The 19,672-nt window shown below is 57.4% G+C and carries 17 protein-coding genes; 5 read left to right on the top strand and 12 right to left on the bottom strand.

What is annotated here, in order from left to right:
- Positions 1–4: 4 nt before the first annotated feature.
- From rffC to trxA, 9 genes are all read right to left on the bottom strand, one after another.
- Entirely contained in the window at positions 5–679 is a 675-nt protein-coding gene (gene rffC / locus ABLV54_RS03705; RefSeq protein WP_023291556.1) for a dTDP-4-amino-4,6-dideoxy-D-galactose acyltransferase, read from the bottom strand.
- Positions 657–1,538 carry a glucose-1-phosphate thymidylyltransferase RfbA gene (gene rfbA / locus ABLV54_RS03710; RefSeq protein ID WP_023291555.1) on the bottom strand — a complete coding sequence of 294 codons (882 nt, stop codon included), beginning with the start codon at positions 1,536–1,538 and terminating at the stop codon, positions 657–659. Before rfbA ends, rffC begins: the two co-directional genes overlap by 23 nt.
- 18 nt (positions 1,539–1,556) lie before the next feature.
- A complete protein-coding gene (gene rffG, locus ABLV54_RS03715) occupies positions 1,557–2,624 on the bottom strand; it encodes a dTDP-glucose 4,6-dehydratase (RefSeq protein ID WP_050534269.1) in 1,068 nt (355 codons plus the stop codon).
- Positions 2,621–3,883: a UDP-N-acetyl-D-mannosamine dehydrogenase gene (gene wecC, locus ABLV54_RS03720; protein WP_050534268.1), complete on the bottom strand. Its 1,263-nt coding sequence runs from the start codon at positions 3,881–3,883 to the stop codon at positions 2,621–2,623. The genes rffG and wecC overlap by 4 nt, the downstream gene beginning before the upstream one ends.
- Positions 3,880–5,010 carry a UDP-N-acetylglucosamine 2-epimerase (non-hydrolyzing) gene (gene wecB / locus ABLV54_RS03725; RefSeq protein WP_072096713.1) on the bottom strand — a complete coding sequence of 377 codons (1,131 nt, stop codon included), beginning with the start codon at positions 5,008–5,010 and terminating at the stop codon, positions 3,880–3,882. Before wecB ends, wecC begins: the two co-directional genes overlap by 4 nt.
- 56 nt (positions 5,011–5,066) lie before the next feature.
- Complete coding sequence (gene wzzE / locus ABLV54_RS03730) at positions 5,067–6,113, bottom strand: ECA polysaccharide chain length modulation protein (RefSeq protein WP_032429045.1); 1,047 nt, start codon at positions 6,111–6,113, stop codon at positions 5,067–5,069.
- Positions 6,114–6,126: 13 nt separating this feature from the next.
- Positions 6,127–7,230 carry a UDP-N-acetylglucosamine--undecaprenyl-phosphate N-acetylglucosaminephosphotransferase gene (gene wecA, locus ABLV54_RS03735; RefSeq protein ID WP_004886849.1) on the bottom strand — a complete coding sequence of 368 codons (1,104 nt, stop codon included), beginning with the start codon at positions 7,228–7,230 and terminating at the stop codon, positions 6,127–6,129.
- A 240-nt stretch (positions 7,231–7,470) separates the two neighbouring features.
- Entirely contained in the window at positions 7,471–8,730 is a 1,260-nt protein-coding gene (gene rho, locus ABLV54_RS03740) for a transcription termination factor Rho (RefSeq protein ID WP_002883293.1), read from the bottom strand.
- 331 nt (positions 8,731–9,061) lie between these two features.
- Complete coding sequence (gene trxA, locus ABLV54_RS03745) at positions 9,062–9,391, bottom strand: thioredoxin TrxA (protein WP_002883224.1); 330 nt, start codon at positions 9,389–9,391, stop codon at positions 9,062–9,064.
- Between the two features lie 342 nt (positions 9,392–9,733).
- On the opposite strand from trxA, the gene rhlB reads away from it, so the two are divergent.
- Both rhlB and gppA read left to right on the top strand, forming a co-directional pair.
- Positions 9,734–10,999 carry an ATP-dependent RNA helicase RhlB gene (gene rhlB / locus ABLV54_RS03750; protein ID WP_348813638.1) on the top strand — a complete coding sequence of 422 codons (1,266 nt, stop codon included), beginning with the start codon at positions 9,734–9,736 and terminating at the stop codon, positions 10,997–10,999.
- A 117-nt stretch (positions 11,000–11,116) separates the two neighbouring features.
- Entirely contained in the window at positions 11,117–12,607 is a 1,491-nt protein-coding gene (gppA, locus tag ABLV54_RS03755) for a guanosine-5'-triphosphate,3'-diphosphate diphosphatase (protein ID WP_072096712.1), read from the top strand.
- Positions 12,608–12,658: 51 nt separating this feature from the next.
- Here gppA and rep read toward each other — a convergent pair whose 3' ends face one another.
- Positions 12,659–14,683, bottom strand: coding sequence for a DNA helicase Rep (gene rep, locus ABLV54_RS03760; protein WP_044521744.1), 2,025 nt, complete (start codon positions 14,681–14,683; stop codon positions 12,659–12,661).
- A gap of 112 nt (positions 14,684–14,795) precedes the next feature.
- Between rep and ppiC (ABLV54_RS03765) the strand changes: the two genes are divergently transcribed.
- Together ppiC (ABLV54_RS03765) and ppiC (ABLV54_RS03770) are read left to right on the top strand one after the other, a co-directional pair.
- Positions 14,796–15,077, top strand: coding sequence for a peptidylprolyl isomerase PpiC (gene ppiC / locus ABLV54_RS03765; protein WP_032454495.1), 282 nt, complete (start codon positions 14,796–14,798; stop codon positions 15,075–15,077).
- A 50-nt stretch (positions 15,078–15,127) separates the two neighbouring features.
- A complete protein-coding gene (gene ppiC / locus ABLV54_RS03770) occupies positions 15,128–15,409 on the top strand; it encodes a peptidylprolyl isomerase PpiC (RefSeq protein WP_004886861.1) in 282 nt (93 codons plus the stop codon).
- A gap of 203 nt (positions 15,410–15,612) precedes the next feature.
- Here ppiC (ABLV54_RS03770) and ilvC read toward each other — a convergent pair whose 3' ends face one another.
- Complete coding sequence (gene ilvC / locus ABLV54_RS03775) at positions 15,613–17,088, bottom strand: ketol-acid reductoisomerase (RefSeq protein WP_023291546.1); 1,476 nt, start codon at positions 17,086–17,088, stop codon at positions 15,613–15,615.
- A 152-nt stretch (positions 17,089–17,240) separates the two neighbouring features.
- On the opposite strand from ilvC, the gene ilvY reads away from it, so the two are divergent.
- Complete coding sequence (ilvY, locus tag ABLV54_RS03780) at positions 17,241–18,131, top strand: HTH-type transcriptional activator IlvY (RefSeq protein WP_012543253.1); 891 nt, start codon at positions 17,241–17,243, stop codon at positions 18,129–18,131.
- Here the strand turns inward: ilvY and ilvA are convergent.
- Positions 18,128–19,672 carry a threonine ammonia-lyase, biosynthetic gene (gene ilvA, locus ABLV54_RS03785; RefSeq protein WP_017899412.1) on the bottom strand — a complete coding sequence of 515 codons (1,545 nt, stop codon included), beginning with the start codon at positions 19,670–19,672 and terminating at the stop codon, positions 18,128–18,130. The genes ilvY and ilvA overlap by 4 nt on opposite strands.

Here is a 19,672-nt window from a genome sequence, read left to right on the forward strand (position 1 = left end):
GGGGTCACCTGTATAGCCAGTAGGCGGTGCTTTCCACATTAGCACCGCTGAGAATATAACGTTTAAGCGCGGCGGTGTTGCCCATCTGGGTCGCCACCCGCAGTGTAGAAAGTCCGCGCGAAGCGGCCCAGTACCGCGCCGCCTGCATCAGCTGCGCCCCGGCGCCGCGTCCGGCCAGCAGGCCGATACGCGCCTCGGTGGCATTGAGCTGGCGCAGGGAGACAAAGGCGCGAATATCGCCCTCTGGATGGCGGTAAATCAGGCACTGATGATCGAAGGTGCCGCGCACCGCATTTTCAATCCACTGGGCATAGAAGCGGCCGCTGGCGTCGGCAGCATACCAGGGCGCGCGAAAGCGGCTCATCGCAAAGGCCTGCGCCGCCTGCTCGCGCAGTGGCGCAATATCCGCCTCCACGGCGACGTCGGCGCCTGCATCCGCAGGGTTGCCCACCGGTAGCGCCAGATCGACCTCGCCTTCCACCAGCTGAAAACCCAGCTGCTGCAGCGCGTCGAGCCGGACGGTGTCGCTGGCGGCTACCTTCGCCTGCACTCGCGACCACCCCGCCAGCGCCTCAGGCGTCAGCCGCGGCGCATGCTCGTCAAAGTGAACGACGGCGCTGTTAACGGCAAAGAAGCGGTTCTCCCACTCCAGGGGATCAATACTGGCGCGGACGGGCACGGAGCAGATCCAGCAGATATTGGCCGTAGCCGGTTTTTTCCAACCGCTTCGCCGCGTGTTTGACGCCGTCGTCGTCCAGCCAGCCGTTGCGCCAGCCGATCTCTTCCAGACAGGCGATTTTGAAGCCCTGACGCTTCTCGACGGTCTGCACGAACATGCTGGCCTCGATCAGGCTATCGTGGGTGCCGGTATCCAGCCACGCAAAGCCGCGTCCAAGCAGTTCGACGGTCAGTGCGCCATCTTCAAGGTACATCTGGTTGATGGAGGTGATTTCCAGTTCGCCGCGCTCGGATGGCTTGACCCGTTTGGCGTACTCCGCCACCTTGCCATCGTAGAAATAGAGACCGGTGACCGCCCAGTTCGACTTCGGCTGCTTCGGCTTCTCTTCCAGCGACAGCGCGCGAAAGTTGTCATCAAACTCCACCACGCCAAAGCGCTCAGGATCCATCACCTGATAGCCAAAAATCGTCGCCCCTTCCGTGCGGGCAGCCACGCTGCGCAGCTTGGGGCTGAAGCTCTGGCCGAAGAAGATGTTGTCGCCTAACACCAGGCACGCCGGTTCGCCGTTAAGAAAGGCTTCGCCGATGATAAACGCCTGGGCTAAACCATCCGGCGTCGGCTGTACGGCATAGTGCAGCGCAATGCCAAACTCTGAGCCATCGCCGAGCAGGCGCTGAAAATCGCGCAGATCGTCCGGCGTGGTGATGATCAGGATCTCACGGATCCCGGCCAGCATTAATACCGACAGCGGGTAGTAGATCATCGGCTTATCGTAGATCGGCAACAGCTGCTTCGACACGCCGCGGGTGATGGGATGCAGTCGCGTTCCGGAACCCCCCGCCAGAATAATACCTTTCATCATTCCCCCCAGAGATGATTAGCCTTGCAGTCCAAGACGCTCGCCCTGATAGCTTCCGTCCTGAACCTGGCGCCACCATGTCTCGTTCGCCAGATACCACGCCACGGTCTTACGCATACCGGAAGTGAAGGTCTCAGCCGGCGTCCAGCCCAGCTCACGGGCGATCTTCGAGGCATCAATGGCATAGCGCAGATCGTGGCCCGGGCGATCGGCAACAAAGGCGATCAGGTCGCGATAGTGCGCCACGCCCTGCGGCTTATGCGGCGCCAGCGCTTCGAGCAATTCGCAAATGGTTTCCACCACCTCGATGTTTTTACGCTCGTTATGACCGCCGATATTGTAAGTCTCGCCCGGTTCGCCGCGGGTCGCCACCAGATACAGCGCTCTGGCGTGATCTTCCACGTACAGCCAGTCGCGGACCTGCTGTCCATTGCCATACACTGGCAGCGGCTTGCCTGCCAGCGCGTTGAGGATGGTCAGCGGGATCAGCTTCTCGGGGAAGTGATATGGGCCGTAGTTATTCGAGCAGTTGGTGATAAGCGTCGGCAGGCCATAGGTCCGCAGCCAGGCACGCACCAGGTGGTCGCTGCTGGCTTTCGAGGCCGAATAGGGGCTGCTTGGCGCATAGGGCGTGGTCTCGGTAAAGAAATCATCGCTGCCGTGCAGATCGCCATACACTTCATCGGTGGAGATGTGATGGAAGCGAAACGCCGATTTTTGCGCCGTAGCCAGCGTATTCCACCAGCTACGGGCCGCCTCCAGCAGCGTATAGGTGCCCACGATATTGGTTTCAATAAATGCCGCCGGGCCGTCAATCGACCGATCGACATGGCTTTCCGCCGCCAGGTGCATCACTGTATCCGGTTGATACTGCACGAAAATACGGTCCAGCTCGCCGCGGTCGCAGATATCCACCTGTTCAAAGGCGAAACGCGCATCCTGCGCCACCGGCGCCAGCGACATTAAATTGCCGGCGTAGGTCAGTTTATCCATCACCACCACGCGATCGGCGGTGTGCTGGATAATCTCCCGCACTACCGCCGAACCAATGAAGCCCGCGCCGCCGGTGACCAGAATGGTTCTCACCGCCACACTCCTTTGGTGTCGATGATATACGCCTGGGTGACGCTGTCGCCGCTAACGGCTTTAAATTCATTGTGATCGACCAGCATCACCAGCACGTCGGCGCTGGCCAGCGCCGCATCGAGGGTCGCCAGCGTACAAAGACCGTCGAGTTTCTTCGGCAGCGCGTGAATGTTGGGCTCAACTACCTGCGTCGTGCCGCTGTGCCAGCGGGCAATCTGCGCGGCAATTTCCATTGCCGGGCTTTCGCGCAGGTCGTCAATATTCGGCTTAAAGGCGAGGCCAAAACAGGCAATGGTCAGCTCGCTGGCCCGTTTGTTGGTGGCATTCAGGCAGTCAGCTACCTGCGCCTTCACCTGTTCGATAACCCATTCCGGCTTGTGGTCGTTGACCTCACGGGCCGTGCGGATCAGACGCGCCTGCTGCGGGTTTTGCGCCACGATAAACCACGGGTCGACGGCGATACAGTGGCCGCCGACGCCCGGTCCCGGCTGCAGGATATTCACTCGCGGATGGCGGTTCGCCAGGCGGATCAGTTCCCAGACGTTAATGGCCTGATCGGCGCAAATCAGCGACAGCTCGTTGGCAAAAGCGATGTTGACGTCGCGGAAGCTGTTTTCCGTCAGCTTGCACATCTCGGCGGTACGCGAGTTGGTCACCACACATTCGCCTTCGAGGAAGATTTTATACAGCTCGCTGGCGCGAGCGGAGCAGACCGGCGACATGCCGCCGATAACGCGGTCGTTTTTAATCAGCTCGACCATCACCTGGCCGGGCAATACCCGCTCCGGGCAGTAGGCGATATTCACGTCCGCCGCTTCACCCACCTGCTGGGGAAAGCTGAGGTCCGGGCGCATCTCCGCCAGCCACTCAGCCATCTGTTCGGTCGACCCGACCGGCGAGGTGGACTCGAGGATCACCAGCGAGCCTTTCTTTAACGTCGGCGCAATGGATTTAGCCGCCGACTCGACAAACACCATATCCGGCTCGTGGCGATCTTTAAACGGCGTCGGCACGGCAATCAGGTAGGCATCCGCTGCCACCGGGGTGGTGGTGGCGCTTAAATATCCCTGCTCGACCGCGGTCTTCACCACGCTCGCCAGATCCGGCTCCACGATATGAATCTCTCCACGGTTAATGGTCTCCACGGCATGTTGATTGACATCAACGCCGACCACCCGCTTCTGCCGGGAGGCGAACGCGGCAGCGGTTGGCAGCCCGATATAGCCAAGGCCAATCACTGAAATGGTAGAAAAACTCATAGCGTTACCTGATTATTTTTAAGTGCAGACAAAATTCGACGACATGCTTCGCCATCGCCATAAGGATTATGCGCGCGGCTCATCGCCTGGTATGCGGCATCATCCTCCAGCAGTCGCGTGACTTCCGCCACGATGCGCTGGCTGTCGGTGCCCACCAGACAGACGGTACCGGCGGCCACCGCTTCCGGACGTTCGGTCATATCGCGCATGACCAGCACCGGTTTCCCCAGGGAAGGCGCCTCTTCCTGAATACCACCGGAATCGGTCAGGATGAGCCAGGCCCGATCCATCAACCAGACGAACGGCAGGTAGTCCTGCGGTTCAATCAACATCACGTTGTCGATATGGCCGAGAATACGGTTCACCGGTTCGCTGACGTTAGGATTCAGGTGAACCGGATAGACAATCTGCACCTCAGGGTGGGTATGGGCTATCTCCGCCAGCGCCTGGCAGATCTGCTCAAAGCCGAGCCCAAAGCTTTCCCGCCGATGGCCGGTAACCAGAATCATTTTTTTACCGTGGCTAATGAAAGGATAGCGCTGCAGCAGGGTCTCCCGTAGCGCTTCATCGCCCAGAACGCGATCGCGCACCCAGAATAGGGCATCGATGACCGTATTCCCGGTCACCGTGATGCGACTGTCGGCAATGTTTTCCCGCAGCAGATTCTGCCGCGAGGTTTCCGTAGGGGCGAAATGGTACGTCGCCAGATGCCCGGTCAGCGTACGGTTGCCCTCTTCCGGCCACGGCGAACTTAAATCGCCGGTCCGCAGACCCGCCTCTACATGGCCCACCGGTATGCGCTGGTAAAACGCCGCCAGGCTCGCCGCCATCGTGGTGGTGGTATCGCCATGCACCAGCACCACGTCGGGTTTAAACGACTCCAGAACCGGCTGCAGCCCCTCAAGAATACGGCAGGTGATCTCGGTGAGCCCCTGCCCCGGCTTCATGATGTTGAGATCGTAGTCCGGGGTGATGGAGAATAGTTTCAACACCTGATCGAGCATCTCCCGATGCTGCGCAGTCACGCATACTTTCGCCTCAAAATGAGGATCCTTTGCCAGCGCATGGACCAGAGGAGCCATCTTGATGGCTTCCGGCCTCGTGCCAAATACAGTTAGTACTTTCACATCGATTCTCTTCGATTAGGCGATGAAGGTCATTTGCCCTTCACCACAGGCCGCAATCACAGGACACGACGACGCGATAACGCCACGCCTGCGCCGATGAGCGCACCCACAATCCCCCACATCACCATCAGAAATACACGGCGCGGGCTATCGCGTTTTACAGGTTCTTCCGGCGTTCGCAAATACCGGTAAGTCTGAAAACGCGGATCCAACGTTGGACCGACGTTCAACGTGCTCAGCATGGCGCGATTCTGGTCGTAATCGAGGTCATATTCCGGTCCGACGGCCTGCAGGTTTTCCAGTCTGGCCTGCAGCATCGGCCTGCCCAATAAAAATAGCTCTGAATCCGGCAACTGATCGGCAGGAACATCCGTTTCGCTGCGCGAGATATTATGCTGCTGAGCGACCTTCAGCGCTTGCTCCACGCTGTGGGTCCGGCGGTTGAAAATAGCCTCGGCCACCTCTTCCTGGCGCTTCACCTGCGCCTTCATTTGTACCGTCCGCGCCGCCCAGGCGCCTTTGAGCTCGTCGTTAAGATGGCCGGCCGCCCGCTGGCTGGCGAAAGCCACATACTGGCGCAGCAAATTATTAGCATCCTGCCCGGTCTCGGCGGTCAGTTTGACGCTGTCGTTGACGCTCTTGGCCGCATCGCCTGGCATAAACTGGATATTGTTAATTAAATCATCCAGCATCGCCGCATCGGCGCGAGCATTACCCGACTGTCGCTGCTTGTAGTAGTCCGTTTGCAGCCAGAAATCACGCCGGGTATCCCAGGAGGCCAACTGCATGATGAACTCTTTATACGCTTCATCCATGGCGGAAGGCTGATCCACCGAGGCCAGGTCGGCTTTGATATCCAGATTGCGTAAGAACTGCTGCTGGGAATAGTACCCCCCCAACATGTTGACAGTAGGCCGATCGGTGATCGCCGTGGCGCTCCACTCCTGGCGAGCAAAGAAGGTGTACACCAACACGATAGCGGCGAAGAGTACAGCACCGCCGACTATCCAGCCTTTTCCTGCCCATAAAGCGCGAAACAGCCCGCGAATATCCAGCTCGTTCTCAACGTTCACTGATTGTGCTCCCGGTAATGGTTGAGTCATCACATCCCCAGCTTTACTTGGTTAGTTTCGGATTATTGCCGCTGTGTCGCCGAATTCTGCGTCTGATGCGCTTAACCAGACGCGCCACTTTCCAGGCGCGCTTAATACAGTAGCCATAAAGGAAGAAGGCCACCAAAAAGAGAATTAACATCACCCATTCCGGCACAATGCGGGTATATTCCGCCGCGACGCCAACCAGCGCCAGCAGGGCAGCGGCCAGGGTGATCAGGACGAACGCCTGGCGGGAAGTAAACCCGGCGCGCATGATCAAATGATGAATATGCTGCCGGTCCGGTGAGAAAGGACTCATGCCTTTACGCAGGCGGCGATACATAATCGCCACCATATCCATCAACGGGATAGCGATAATCCACAGCGCGGTGACCGGGCTGATGGGATGCGTTTTACCTTGTGTGGTTTCCAGCAGGATCCAGATGATGGTGAAGCCAATCATGGTGCTGCCGGCGTCACCCATAAAAACTTTATAGCGGCGGCCGAGGGCGCCAAGATTAAGAAGAATATAGGGCAGAATGGCGGCGATCATCGCAAAACACCACATCGCCAGGCTGTACTGACCGTCAAACCAGAGGATGATCCCGGTCGCCGCAAAGGAGACGGATGACAGGCCGCCGAGCAGGCCGTCAATCCCATCGACCATATTAAACGCGTTGATGGCGGCCCAGACGGCAAACAGAGTGAGGAAGAAGCCGAAAGGCCCCAGCACCAGCTCCCACGAGCCAAAAATAAAGCCCAGACTACTCAGATGCAGATTCCCTGCCATCATCATAATCACGGCGATCGCGGCCTGAATGACCGCGCGAATTTTCACGCTGATGTCGAAGCGATCGTCCAGCGCGCCAACCAGCACCAATACCCCCGCACAGGCCAGATACAGCGAGGCGTGAGGAATATAGTAATCGGCGATGGCGAAGGTGAAACAGATGCCTGCATAAACTGAGATACCACCGACCAACGGAATCAACCCCTGATGCCGTTTGCGATAGTTTGGTTTATCCACTAACCCAATCTTTTTTGCCACTTTCCGCGCGACAAAAATAAAGAGGGTCGTGAATAAGAAAATACTGATTAATTCAGTAATAGCAGTGAGTAAATTCACAACGCATGTGCTCTCAGCATAGTTAATCCGGGAAGTATAGCGATGATGCCCCAACTCCAGAAGGGGAAAAGCAGAACATTACAAATTTATTGTATAGATTTTAGTCTGTTAAAGCTGTCTCCGCCTGCTGTCCGGCGCCATTATACGACAACTTTCGTCCCGCTTTCTCTGTCTCTGGATCATACAAATCCCAAAATGAAAACGCCACGCAAAGGCGTGGCGTTTTTGGCTTTTTTTACCTTACGAGCGCTTCATCATATCGAAGAAGTCATCATTCGTCTTAGTCATTGCCAGTTTATTAATGAGGAACTCCATCGCGTCGATCTCACCCATCGGATGGATAATTTTGCGCAGGATCCACATTTTCTGCAGCTCTTCCTGAGTGGTGAGCAGCTCTTCTTTTCGCGTACCGGAACGGTTGTAATCGATAGCCGGGAAGACGCGTTTTTCGGCAATCTTACGAGAGAGGTGCAGCTCCATGTTACCGGTGCCTTTAAACTCTTCGTAGATAACTTCATCCATTTTGGAACCGGTGTCGATCAGCGCCGTGGCGATGATGGTCAGGCTGCCGCCCTCTTCGACGTTACGCGCCGCACCGAAGAAACGCTTCGGACGGTGCAGGGCGTTGGCGTCCACACCACCGGTCAGCACTTTACCGGAAGCCGGGACCACGGTGTTGTAGGCGCGCGCCAGACGGGTAATGGAGTCAAGCAGGATGATAACGTCTTTCTTGTGTTCAACCAGACGTTTCGCTTTCTCGATAACCATCTCAGCAACCTGAACGTGACGGGATGCCGGTTCGTCGAAGGTGGAAGCAACCACTTCACCTTTCACCAGACGCTGCATCTCGGTCACTTCTTCCGGACGTTCGTCGATCAGCAGCACCATCAGCACGCAGTCCGGATGGTTGTAAGCGATGCTCTGCGCGATGTTCTGCAGCAGCATGGTTTTACCGGCTTTCGGCGGCGCGACGATCAGACCACGCTGGCCGCGGCCAATCGGGGAAGCCAGATCCAGTACGCGAGCGGTTAAGTCTTCGGTAGAACCGTTACCACGCTCCATACGCAGACGAGAATTCGCGTGCAGCGGCGTTAAGTTCTCGAACAGGATCTTGTTACGGGCGTTTTCCGGCTTGTCGTAGTTAACTTCGTTAACTTTCAGCAGCGCAAAGTAACGCTCACCCTCTTTCGGAGGACGAATCTTACCGGAAATGGTGTCACCAGTGCGGAGGTTGAAACGGCGGATTTGGCTGGGGGATACGTAGATGTCGTCAGGGCCGGCGAGGTAGGAGCTGTCTGCGGAGCGGAGGAATCCAAATCCATCCTGCAGTATCTCCAGTACGCCGTCGCCAAAGATATCTTCGCCACTCTTCGAATGCTGCTTGAGGATGGCAAAAATAATATCCTGCTTACGCATACGAGCCAGGTTTTCCAGCCCCATATTTTCGCCGAGAGTAATCAGCTCAGAAACCGGCGTATTCTTTAATTCGGTAAGATTCATAGTGGTGTGGGTTCTTAAACTCGGGGTAAATCTCGAACTTAATGTTGTGAATGGTATGGCAGGAACTTCCATGCCTGTTAACGGCCTTCATCTCGTGTCTGTACGTCGCCTGGTCACAGGAAAGAACGCAGAACTGAAACGACTAGACGGAATGAGTGAAAAGCCCGGAATTAATAGCTTCACGCGCGTTTTTTGCGGGATGCTTCGGGTAAAACAAGATTCAAACAAGGTATGTTTAAAACGAAGTCTGTGGATTAACTTAGCACGACTCCAGCCGGGCGTCCAGAGTTCCGCAAAAAATAGGAATCTGGACGCCGGAACAGCAATTCGCTTACGCCAGGTTGGCGTCGAGGAACTCTTTCAGCTGACCCTTGGACAGTGCGCCGACTTTGGTGGCCGCCACTTCGCCGTTTTTGAACAGCAGCAGGGTTGGGATGCCGCGAATGCCGTACTTCGGCGCGGTGCCCGGGTTCTGGTCGATGTTCAGCTTAGCTACGGTCAGTTTGCCCTGATACTCTTCAGCGATCTCATCCAGAATCGGGGCGATCATTTTGCACGGACCACACCACTCTGCCCAGAAATCGACGAGGGTCAGCCCGTCAGCCTTGAGTACGTCCGTGTCAAAACTGTCGTCAGTCAGGTGAATAATTTTATCGCTCATATTTAACTCCACAGGAATAAGCCTGGTGTGTTGGTGTCGTAGCCATCAACGACGCGCTGCGGCTACGTTATGCACGCTATTCTTCAGGATACCTCAATTCTCTGGTCTGCCAACTGGCGCGATCCCTCATGGACCCACCCTTTGACGCCAGGGTCACCTGAACGCGCACTGCATATTGCAGATTTATCGCTCCCGGCTCGCTTAGTGGTCTAAGCTATCCTGGATTCGTTCAGTTACCGTAGACGTACCTTGAATAATTTCGTACACCGCCAACGAAAGGTTGACGTTATTTCACCGGATACGCTTTCTTAATGCAATAGTTAGCTGATATTCTACCACACTATGAGCAAAACACATTTAACAGAACAGAAGTTTTCCGACTTCGCCCTGCACCCGGCAGTCATTGAAGCCCTTGAAAAGAAAGAGTTTCATAATTGCACACCTATTCAGGCCCTCGCCCTTCCGCTGACGCTGGAAGGCCGCGATGTCGCCGGGCAGGCGCAAACCGGTACCGGTAAAACGATGGCGTTCCTGACGTCGACGTTTCATTATCTTCTCTCTCACCCGGCTATCGCCGATCGCCAGGTTAACCAGCCGCGCGCGCTGATTATGGCGCCGACGCGCGAACTGGCGGTACAGATCCACGCGGACGCTGAACCGCTGGCGCAGGCCACCGGTCTGAAGCTGGGTCTGGCTTACGGCGGCGACGGCTACGATAAGCAGCTGAAAGTGCTGGAAAGCGGCGTCGATATTCTGATCGGTACCACCGGTCGTCTGATCGATTACGCGAAGCAAAACCACATTAACCTCGGCGCCATTCAGGTCGTCGTGCTGGACGAAGCCGATCGCATGTACGATCTCGGCTTTATTAAAGATATCCGCTGGCTGTTCCGCCGCATGCCGCCGGCCACTCAGCGTCTGAACATGCTGTTCTCCGCGACGCTTTCTTATCGCGTACGCGAACTGGCGTTCGAACAAATGAACAACGCCGAGTACGTTGAAGTCGAGCCGGAACAGAAAACGGGCCACCGTATTAAAGAAGAGCTCTTCTACCCGTCCAACGAAGAAAAAATGCGCCTGCTGCAGACGCTGCTGGAAGAAGAGTGGCCCGATCGCGCCATCGTCTTCGCCAATACCAAGCATCGTTGTGAAGATATCTGGGGCCATCTCGCCGCCGACGGCCATCGCGTAGGTCTGCTGACCGGCGACGTGGCGCAGAAAAAACGTCTGCGGATTCTCGAAGAATTTACCCGCGGCGACCTTGATATTCTGGTCGCGACTGACGTTGCCGCTCGTGGCTTGCACATTCCGGCCGTGACCCACGTCTTTAACTACGATCTGCCGGACGACTGCGAAGATTACGTTCACCGCATTGGCCGTACCGGTCGCGCTGGCGCCAGCGGTCACTCCATCAGCCTCGCCTGCGAAGAGTATGCGCTGAACCTGCCGGCTATCGAAACCTATATTGGTCACTCAATTCCGGTCAGCAAGTACAACCCGGACGCGCTGATGACCGACCTGCCTAAGCCGCTGCGACTGACCCGTGCGCGTCCAGGCAACGGCCCGCGCCGCAGCGGTCCACCGCGCAATCGTCGTCGTTCAGGTTAATAACTCTATGCTATACGCTCAATCATTCAGAATCTGCCAGGGCGCGTTTCCCCGGCAACCCGCTCAGTTACACGGATTGGGCACAAGCGCCCCGTCGACAAGGGAGCCTTCTGAACGATGAAGAGCATGAGCTCCACCTCGCTGTATGCCGCCATTGATTTGGGCTCCAACAGTTTCCATATGTTGGTGGTGCGCGAGGTGGCTGGCAGTATCCAGACGCTGAGCCGCATTAAGCGCAAAGTTCGTCTGGCCGCCGGCCTTAATAGCGACAACACGCTCTCCGCAGAAGCGATGGAGCGCGGCTGGCAGTGCTTACGCCTGTTTGCCGAACGCCTGCAGGATATTCCGCCGGCGCAAATCCGCGTCGTGGCTACCGCCACGCTGCGTCTTGCCGTCAATGCCGGCGAATTTCTGGCGAAAGCGCAGGAGATCCTCGGCAGTCCGGTACAGGTCATTAGCGGTGAAGAAGAAGCGCGCCTGATTTATCAGGGTGTCGCCCACACCACCGGCGGCGCCGATCAGCGTCTGGTGGTCGATATCGGCGGCGCCAGCACCGAACTGGTGACCGGCACCGGCGCGCAAACGACCTCGCTATTTAGCCTGTCGATGGGCTGTGTGACCTGGCTTGAACGCTATTTCGCCGACCGCAGCCTGACGAAAGAGAATTTCGATCTTGCCGAGGCGGCCGCGCGTGAGGTGCTACTGCCCATCGCCGATGTGCTGCGCTATCACGGATGGAAAGTGTGCGTTGGCGCCTCCGGCACCGTTCAGGCTCTGCAGGAAATTATGATGGCGCAGGGGATGGATGAGCGGATCACCCTGACCAAACTCCAGCAGCTTAAACAGCGCGCCATCCAGTGCGGACGTCTGGAAGAGCTGGAGATCGAAGGCTTAACCCTTGAGCGAGCGCTGGTGTTTCCGAGCGGGCTGGCGATCCTTATCGCTATCTTCAGCGAACTGAATATTCAGTGTATGACCCTCGCGGGCGGCGCATTACGGGAAGGGCTGGTGTATGGCATGCTGCATCTCTCCGTTGAACAGGACATCCGCAGCCGCACTCTGCGTAATATTCAGCGTCGTTTTATGATCGACACCGAACAGGCCCAGCGCGTCGCGGGTCTCGCCAGCCACCTGCTCAGCCAGCTGGACGGCTGCTGGGAACTGGATCCGCTGAGCCGCGATTTGCTCCTCAGCGCCTGTGCGTTGCATGAGATTGGCCTGAGCGTGGATTTTAAGCGCGCGCCGCAGCACGCGGCCTATCTGGTCAATAATCTCGACCTGCCCGGCTTTACCCCAGCGCAGAAGAAGCTGATTGCGACGCTGCTGCTTAACCAGACTAACGCCATCGACCTCTCATCGCTTCATCAGCAGAACGCCGTCCCGCCGCGGGTTGCCGAACATCTTTGTCGCCTGCTGCGACTGGCGATACTCTTTGCCAGCCGGCGGCGTGACGATTTGCTGCCCGCCATCAATCTGGTGGCCGATGATGAAAAACTGTCCCTGGCGCTGCCGGAAAACTGGCTGGATAATCACCCGCTTGGGGCTGAGCTGATCGAACAGGAATGCCAGTGGCAAAGCTATGTGCACTGGATGCTTGAGGTGAAGTAATACGCTGAACATTGCCGGGCGGCGGCTTCGCCTTACCCGGCCTGCTTATCGCTATCCTTTCTCTTTAGCTTTTGCCAGCATGGCGCGAATGTTCGCCACGTTAGCCTGTCCTTTATGCATTCGCTCTTCAGCAGTAATCACTTTGCGCGCCTGCTCCCAAATCAGATCGTCCTGGGGTAGCTCGAGCAGGAAACGGCTCGGTTCCGGGCGCACCACCTCACCATACTGCCGGCGCTCCTTACAGAGCGTAAAGGTCAGCTCTTTCTGCGCACGGGTGATGCCCACGTAGGCTAACCGGCGCTCTTCATCGACGTTATCTTCATCAATGCTGCTCTGGTGCGGGAGCAATCCCTCCTCCATGCCCACCAGGTAAACATACGGGAACTCCAGCCCTTTTGAGGCATGGAGGGTCATCAGCTGCACCTGATCCAGCTCTTCATCCGATTCGCCGCGCTCCATCATGTCGCGCAGCGTAAAGCGGGTGACCACCTGCGTCAGGGTCATCGGCTCATCGATTTCGCTGCCTTCCAGCATCTCGGTCATCCAGGTGAACAGCTGGTTGACGTTTTTCATGCGCATTTCCGCGGCTTTCGGGCTGGGCGAGGTTTCATACAACCAGGATTCGTAATCAATCCCGCGGATCAAGTCGCGCACGGCGTTGACCGGCTCGCGTTCGGCCAGTTGCTGGATCTCGCGCAGCCAGTGGGTGAAGCGGGTGAGTGATTCATAGCCGCGCCCGGTCAGCATCTGGCTAAGACCCATATCAAAGCTGGCGGTGAACAATCCTTTGTTGCGGCCCATCGCCCACTCACCGAGCTTTTGCAGCGTCGCCGGGCCGATCTCGCGCTTCGGCGTGTTGACGATACGCAGAAAGGCGCTGTCGTCGTCCGGGTTGGTCAGCACGCGCAGATAGGCCAGCAGATCTTTAATTTCCGGGCGCGAGAAGAACGACGTGCCGCCGGAGATTTTGTACGGGATGCGGTTCTGCATCAGCATCTTTTCAAAGACCCGCGACTGGTGATTGCCGCGATAAAGGATCGCGTAGTCTTTGTAATTGGTTTTATTAATAAAGTGGTGGGCGATCAGTTCCCCGGCCACGCGCTCCGCTTCATGATCTTCATTGTTGGCGGAGAGCACTTTCAGCTCAGCGCCGTATCCCAGTTCGGAAAACAGACGCTTTTCAAAAACGTGCGGGTTGTTGGCGATCAGAATGTTAGCGGCTTTCAGAATACGCCCGGAGGAGCGATAGTTCTGCTCAAGCTTGATAACCTGCAGCGCCGGGAAGTCCTGGCTGAGCAGCACCAGGTTCTGTGGCCGCGCGCCGCGCCACGAGTAGATCGACTGGTCATCGTCACCTACCACGGTAAAACGCGCCCGCTGGCCCACCAACAGCTTCACCAGCTCATACTGGCTGGTGTTGGTATCCTGATACTCATCCACCAGCAGGTAGCGGATCTTATTCTGCCAGCGTTCGCGCACCTCCTCGTTGCGCTGCAGCAGCAGCGTCGGCAGCAGGATCAGATCGTCAAAATCGAGGACATTGCAGGCCTTCATATGCGCATCGTACAGTCCATAGCAGTGGGCGAAGATGCGGTCCCGTTCGCCTTTCGCACCCGCGGCGGCCTGGGCCGGGGTTTTCAGATCGTTTTTCCAGTTGGAGATCGTCGAGATCAACTGCTGGAGCACCACTTTGTCATCTTCGATCAACCCTTCGGTCAGCTCTTTGAGCAACGCCACCTGGTCGGTATCGTCGAATAAGGAGAAGTTAGACTTCATGCCCAGCGCGGCGTATTCCCGCTTGATGATATCCAGCCCCAGGGTGTGGAAGGTGGAAATCATCAGCCCGCGCGCCTCTTTGCGCCCCAGCGTTTGCCCAACGCGCTCTTTCATCTCGCGCGCGGCTTTGTTGGTAAAGGTCACGGCCGCGATATGGCGCGCCTGATAGCCGCAGCCGCGGATCAGGTGGGCGATTTTATTGGTGATCACGCGGGTCTTACCGGAGCCGGCGCCCGCCAGCACCAGGCACGGTCCGGTTACAAATTCGACGGCTTGTTGTTGGCCAGGGTTTAAACGCATGGGAGTCTTGCTCAATCTTCGAACGGGGTGGGGATTGTAGCAGAAAGCGGAGCCGAGATTTACCGACTGATGGTAAAGTGAAGAAATCGCGATTAACCCATAGAGCAGAACCATGAAAAAGACCGCAGCAGCCCTGCATATCCTGGTCAAAGAAGAAAAACTGGCCCAGGAGATCCTCGCCAAACTGGAGCGGGGCGTCAGCTTCGATCATCTGGCGAAGCGCTATTCCCAATGTCCGTCGGGGCGCAACGGCGGCGACCTGGGCGAGTTTCAGCAAGGCGCGATGGTCGGCCCATTCGATCAGGCGGTCTTTAGCTGCCCGCTTCTCAAGCCCTACGGTCCGGTAAAAACCAAGTTTGGCTACCATATCATTAAGGTGCTTTATCGCCGCTGACGCGTGGTATATTGCGCCCTGATTTATCTCAACCTATTCAAGGCACGATCATGGCAAAAACAGCAGCAGCACTGCATATTCTTGTTAAAGAAGAGAAACTGGCTCTGGATCTTCTGGAGCAGATTAAAAACGGCGCCGACTTCGGTAAGCTGGCAAAGAAACACTCTATTTGCCCATCAGGTAAACGCGGCGGTGATTTAGGTGAATTCCGCCAGGGCCAGATGGTCCCGGCGTTCGATAAAGTGGTCTTCTCCTGCCCAGTGCTGGAGCCAACCGGACCGCTGCATACCCAGTTCGGCTACCACATCATCAAAGTCCTGTACCGGAAATAATAAAAAAACCCGGGGATCTTAATCTCCGGGTTTTTGCCTGATGGCGCTTCGCTTATCAGGCCTACTAAACAAATTCATTCTTCTATGGATTTCGGCTTGCCGGAAGGCGGCCAGGAAGTACATCCCCAGTCACATAGATAACTATGTGACTGGGGTGTACCTACCGTAGCCAACGCATCGGCCAGTCGAAAGACGGCGAGGAATTAGCCGGCAACCGCAATACGCTTCATATCGGTCATATAGCCACGCAGTTTGTGACCCACTTTCTCGATCTGGTGGCTGCGGATGGCTTCGTTGACATCACGCAGCTGGGCGTTGTCTACCGCGCCTTCGGCAATCGCCGTACCCAGGTCGCCAGTCTGCAGGGTGGTCATGAACTCTTTCAGCAGCGGTACGCAAGCGTAAGAGAACAGGTAGTTACCATATTCTGCGGTATCGGAGATAACCACGTTCATCTCGTACAGACGCTTACGGGCGATGGTGTTGGCGATCAGCGGCAGCTCGTGCAGTGATTCGTAGTAAGCGGACTCTTCGATGATGCCGGAATCGACCATGGTTTCGAACGCCAGCTCAACGCCTGCTTTCACCATCGCAATCATCAGAACGCCTTTATCGAAGTACTCCTGCTCGCCGATTTTACCTTCATACTGCGGCGCGGTTTCGAACGCGGTTTTACCCGTCTCTTCACGCCAGGTCAGCAGTTTCTTATCGTCGTTCGCCCAGTCCGCCATCATACCGGAGGAGAATTCGCCGGAAATGATGTCGTCCATGTGTTTCTGGAACAGCGGCGCCATAATCTCTTTCAGCTGCTCGGAGAGCGCATAAGCGCGCAGTTTCGCCGGGTTAGAGAGGCGATCCATCATCAGGGTGATGCCGCCCTGCTTCAGCGCTTCGGTGATGGTTTCCCAGCCGAACTGAATCAGTTTTTCTGCATACGCCGGGTCGGTACCTTCCGCCACCAGCTTGTCGAAGCACAGCAGAGAACCCGCCTGCAGCATGCCGCAGAGGATGGTCTGCTCGCCCATCAGGTCAGATTTCACTTCTGCCACGAAGGAAGACTCCAGAACGCCCGCACGGTGGCCGCCGGTCGCCGCTGCCCATGCTTTCGCAATGGCCATGCCTTCGCCTTTCGGGTCATTTTCCGGGTGTACCGCGATAAGCGTCGGTACGCCGAAACCGCGTTTGTACTCTTCACGCACTTCGGTACCCGGGCACTTCGGCGCCACCATCACCACGGTGATGTCTTTACGGATCTGCTCGCCCACTTCCACGATGTTGAAGCCGTGGGAGTAGCCCAGCGCCGCGCCGTCTTTCATCAGCGGCTGTACGGAGCGCACAACGTCAGAGTGCTGTTTGTCCGGGGTCAGGTTAACCACCAGGTCCGCCTGTGGGATCAGCTCTTCATAAGTGCCGACTTTAAAACCGTTTTCGGTCGCTTTACGCCAGGAGGCGCGCTTCTCGGCGATCGCTTCTTTGCGCAGCGCATAGGAGATATCCAGGCCGGAGTCACGCATGTTCAGCCCCTGGTTCAGACCCTGCGCGCCGCAGCCGACGATGACCACTTTTTTACCCTGAAGGTAGCTGGCGCCATCGGCGAATTCGTCGCGCGCCATAAAGCGGCATTTGCCCAGCTGTGCCAGCTGCTGGCGCAGGTTCAGTGTATTAAAGTAGTTAGCCATGTCTGTAACTCCGTGATGTTGTGTCGTGCTTATTGTTCGGTTCGCTTTTGCGAGAATGAACTTACTATATGACAGGAATTTTATTGCGGAAATTGATATATTCACAACGTCACGTTGCATTTTATGAAATACAAAACCGGGGAGTACGCGCCGTGGATTTACGCGATCTGAAAACCTTTCTGCATCTGGCGGAAAGCCGCCATTTTGGCCGCAGCGCGCGGGCCATGCACGTCAGCCCGTCGACGCTTTCGCGCCAGATCCAGCGCCTGGAAGAGGACCTCGGCCAGCCGCTGTTCGTGCGAGATAATCGCACGGTGACCCTGACCGAAGCCGGGGAAGAGTTACGCACCTTTGCCCAGCAGACTTTACTGCAGTATCAGCAGCTTCGCCACGCCATCGATCAGCAGGGCCCTTCGCTCTCCGGCGAGCTACACATCTTCTGCTCTGTCACCGCCGCCTATAGCCATCTGCCGCCGATCCTCGACCGCTTTCGCGCCGCGCATCCCTCGGTAGAGATCAAGCTGTCGACCGGCGACGCCGCCGACGCCATGGAAAAGGTGGTCACCGGCGAAGCCGACCTGGCGATTGCCGGTAAGCCGGAGACCCTGCCAGGGTCGGTGGCGTTTTCGATGCTGGAGAACCTCGCCGTGGTGTTAATTGCCCCGGCCCTTCCCTGCCCGGTGCGCAACCAGGTGACCGTCGAGCGTCCGGACTGGTCGACAGTGCCGTTTATCATGGCTGACCAGGGGCCGGTACGTCGGCGTATCGAGCTGTGGTTTCGACGGCATAAAATCAGCAATCCGTCGATCTACGCCACCGTCGGGGGCCACGAAGCGATGGTGTCGATGGTCGCCCTGGGATGCGGCGTGGCGCTGCTGCCGGAAGTGGTGCTGGAGAACAGTCCGGAGCCGGTACGCAACAGGGTGATGATTCTGGAGCGCAGCGATGAGCAAACCCCATTCGAGCTCGGCGTTTGCGCACAAAAAAAGCGGCTGCATGAGCCGCTTATTGATGCTTTCTGGAAAATCCTGCCGAACCACTAGCCCGCGAGGAAAAAGCGGAATGCCGGGTTATGGGTCTCATCGTGACACTCATAGCCCAGCTCATTGAGACGAGTTTCAAAGTCCGGCTCGTGCTCGCCCAGCTCGAAGGCCGCCAAAACCCGACCATAGTCGGTACCGTGGCTACGGTAGTGGAACAGCGAAATATTCCAGTGGGTGCCAAGGGTGTGCAGGAACTTCAGCAGCGCCCCCGGGGACTCTGGAAATTCGAAGCTGAACAGCCGCTCCTGCAGCGCTTTGGACGGTCGGCCGCCAACCATATAGCGCACATGGAGCTTGGCCATTTCGTCATCGGAAAGGTCAACGACGCTGTAGCCGCCATCGTTCAGTAACTGGAGGATCTCTTTCCGCTCCTCCAGCCCACGACTCAGACGCACCCCCACAAAGATGCAGGCGTCTTTGGCATCGGCAAAGCGGTAGTTGAACTCAGTCACCGAACGCCCCCCCAGCAGCTGGCAAAACTTCAGAAAGCTGCCTTTCTCTTCCGGGATCGTCACCGCCAGCAGCGCTTCGCGCTGTTCCCCGAGCTCGCAGCGTTCAGACACGTAGCGCAGACCGTGGAAGTTGACGTTGGCCCCGGACAGAATGTGAGCCAGTCGCTCGCCGCGAATATTGTGCTGGGCGACATATTTCTTCATCCCCGCCAGCGCCAGGGCGCCGGAAGGCTCTGCCACCGCCCGCACATCTTCGAACAAATCCTTCATCGCCGCGCAAATAGCGTCGCTGTCGACGGTGATGATGTCGTCCAGATACTCCTGGCACAGACGGAAGGTTTCATCGCCGATGCGTTTGACCGCTACGCCTTCGGCAAACAAGCCGACGCGCGGCAGATCCACCGGATGACCGGCATCCAGCGCCGCCTTCAGGCAGGCCGAATCTTCCGCTTCCACCGCTATCACTTTAATCTGCGGCATCAGTTGCTTGATCAACACCGCCACGCCTGCCGCCAGGCCGCCGCCGCCCACCGGGACGAACACGCGGTCAATGTGGGCATCCTGCTGCAGCAGCTCCAGCGCCAGGGTTCCCTGACCGGCGATGACCATCGGGTGATCGAACGGCGGCACCCAGGTAAAGCCCTGCTGCTGCGCCAGTTCAATCGCCCGAGCTTTCGCTTCGTCAAAATTGGCGCCATGCAGCAGCACTTCGCCGCCAAAGCCGCGAACGGCATCCACTTTGATGTCGGCGGTCGCTACCGGCATCACGATCAGCGCCTTAACGCCCAGCCGCGATGCGGAGAACGCCACGCCCTGGGCATGATTGCCCGCCGAGGCGGTGATCACCCCGTGGGATTTCTGTTCCGCGGTCAGGCTGGACATCATCGCGTAGGCGCCGCGCAGCTTAAAGCTGTGTACCGGTTGGCGATCTTCGCGCTTCACCAGAATAACGTTATCCAGGCGAGAAGAGAGTTTGTCCATTTTTTGCAGCGGCGTTTTCTGCACCGCTTCATAAACCGGCGCGCGCAGCACTGCTCTCAGGTATTCGGCGCCCTCGGGGGCGCCGGAGAGGGGTTGTGAATCCGCCAT

This window comes from Klebsiella sp. JB_Kp042 (assembly GCF_040065275.1).
Classification (GTDB): domain Bacteria; phylum Pseudomonadota; class Gammaproteobacteria; order Enterobacterales; family Enterobacteriaceae; genus Klebsiella; species Klebsiella quasipneumoniae.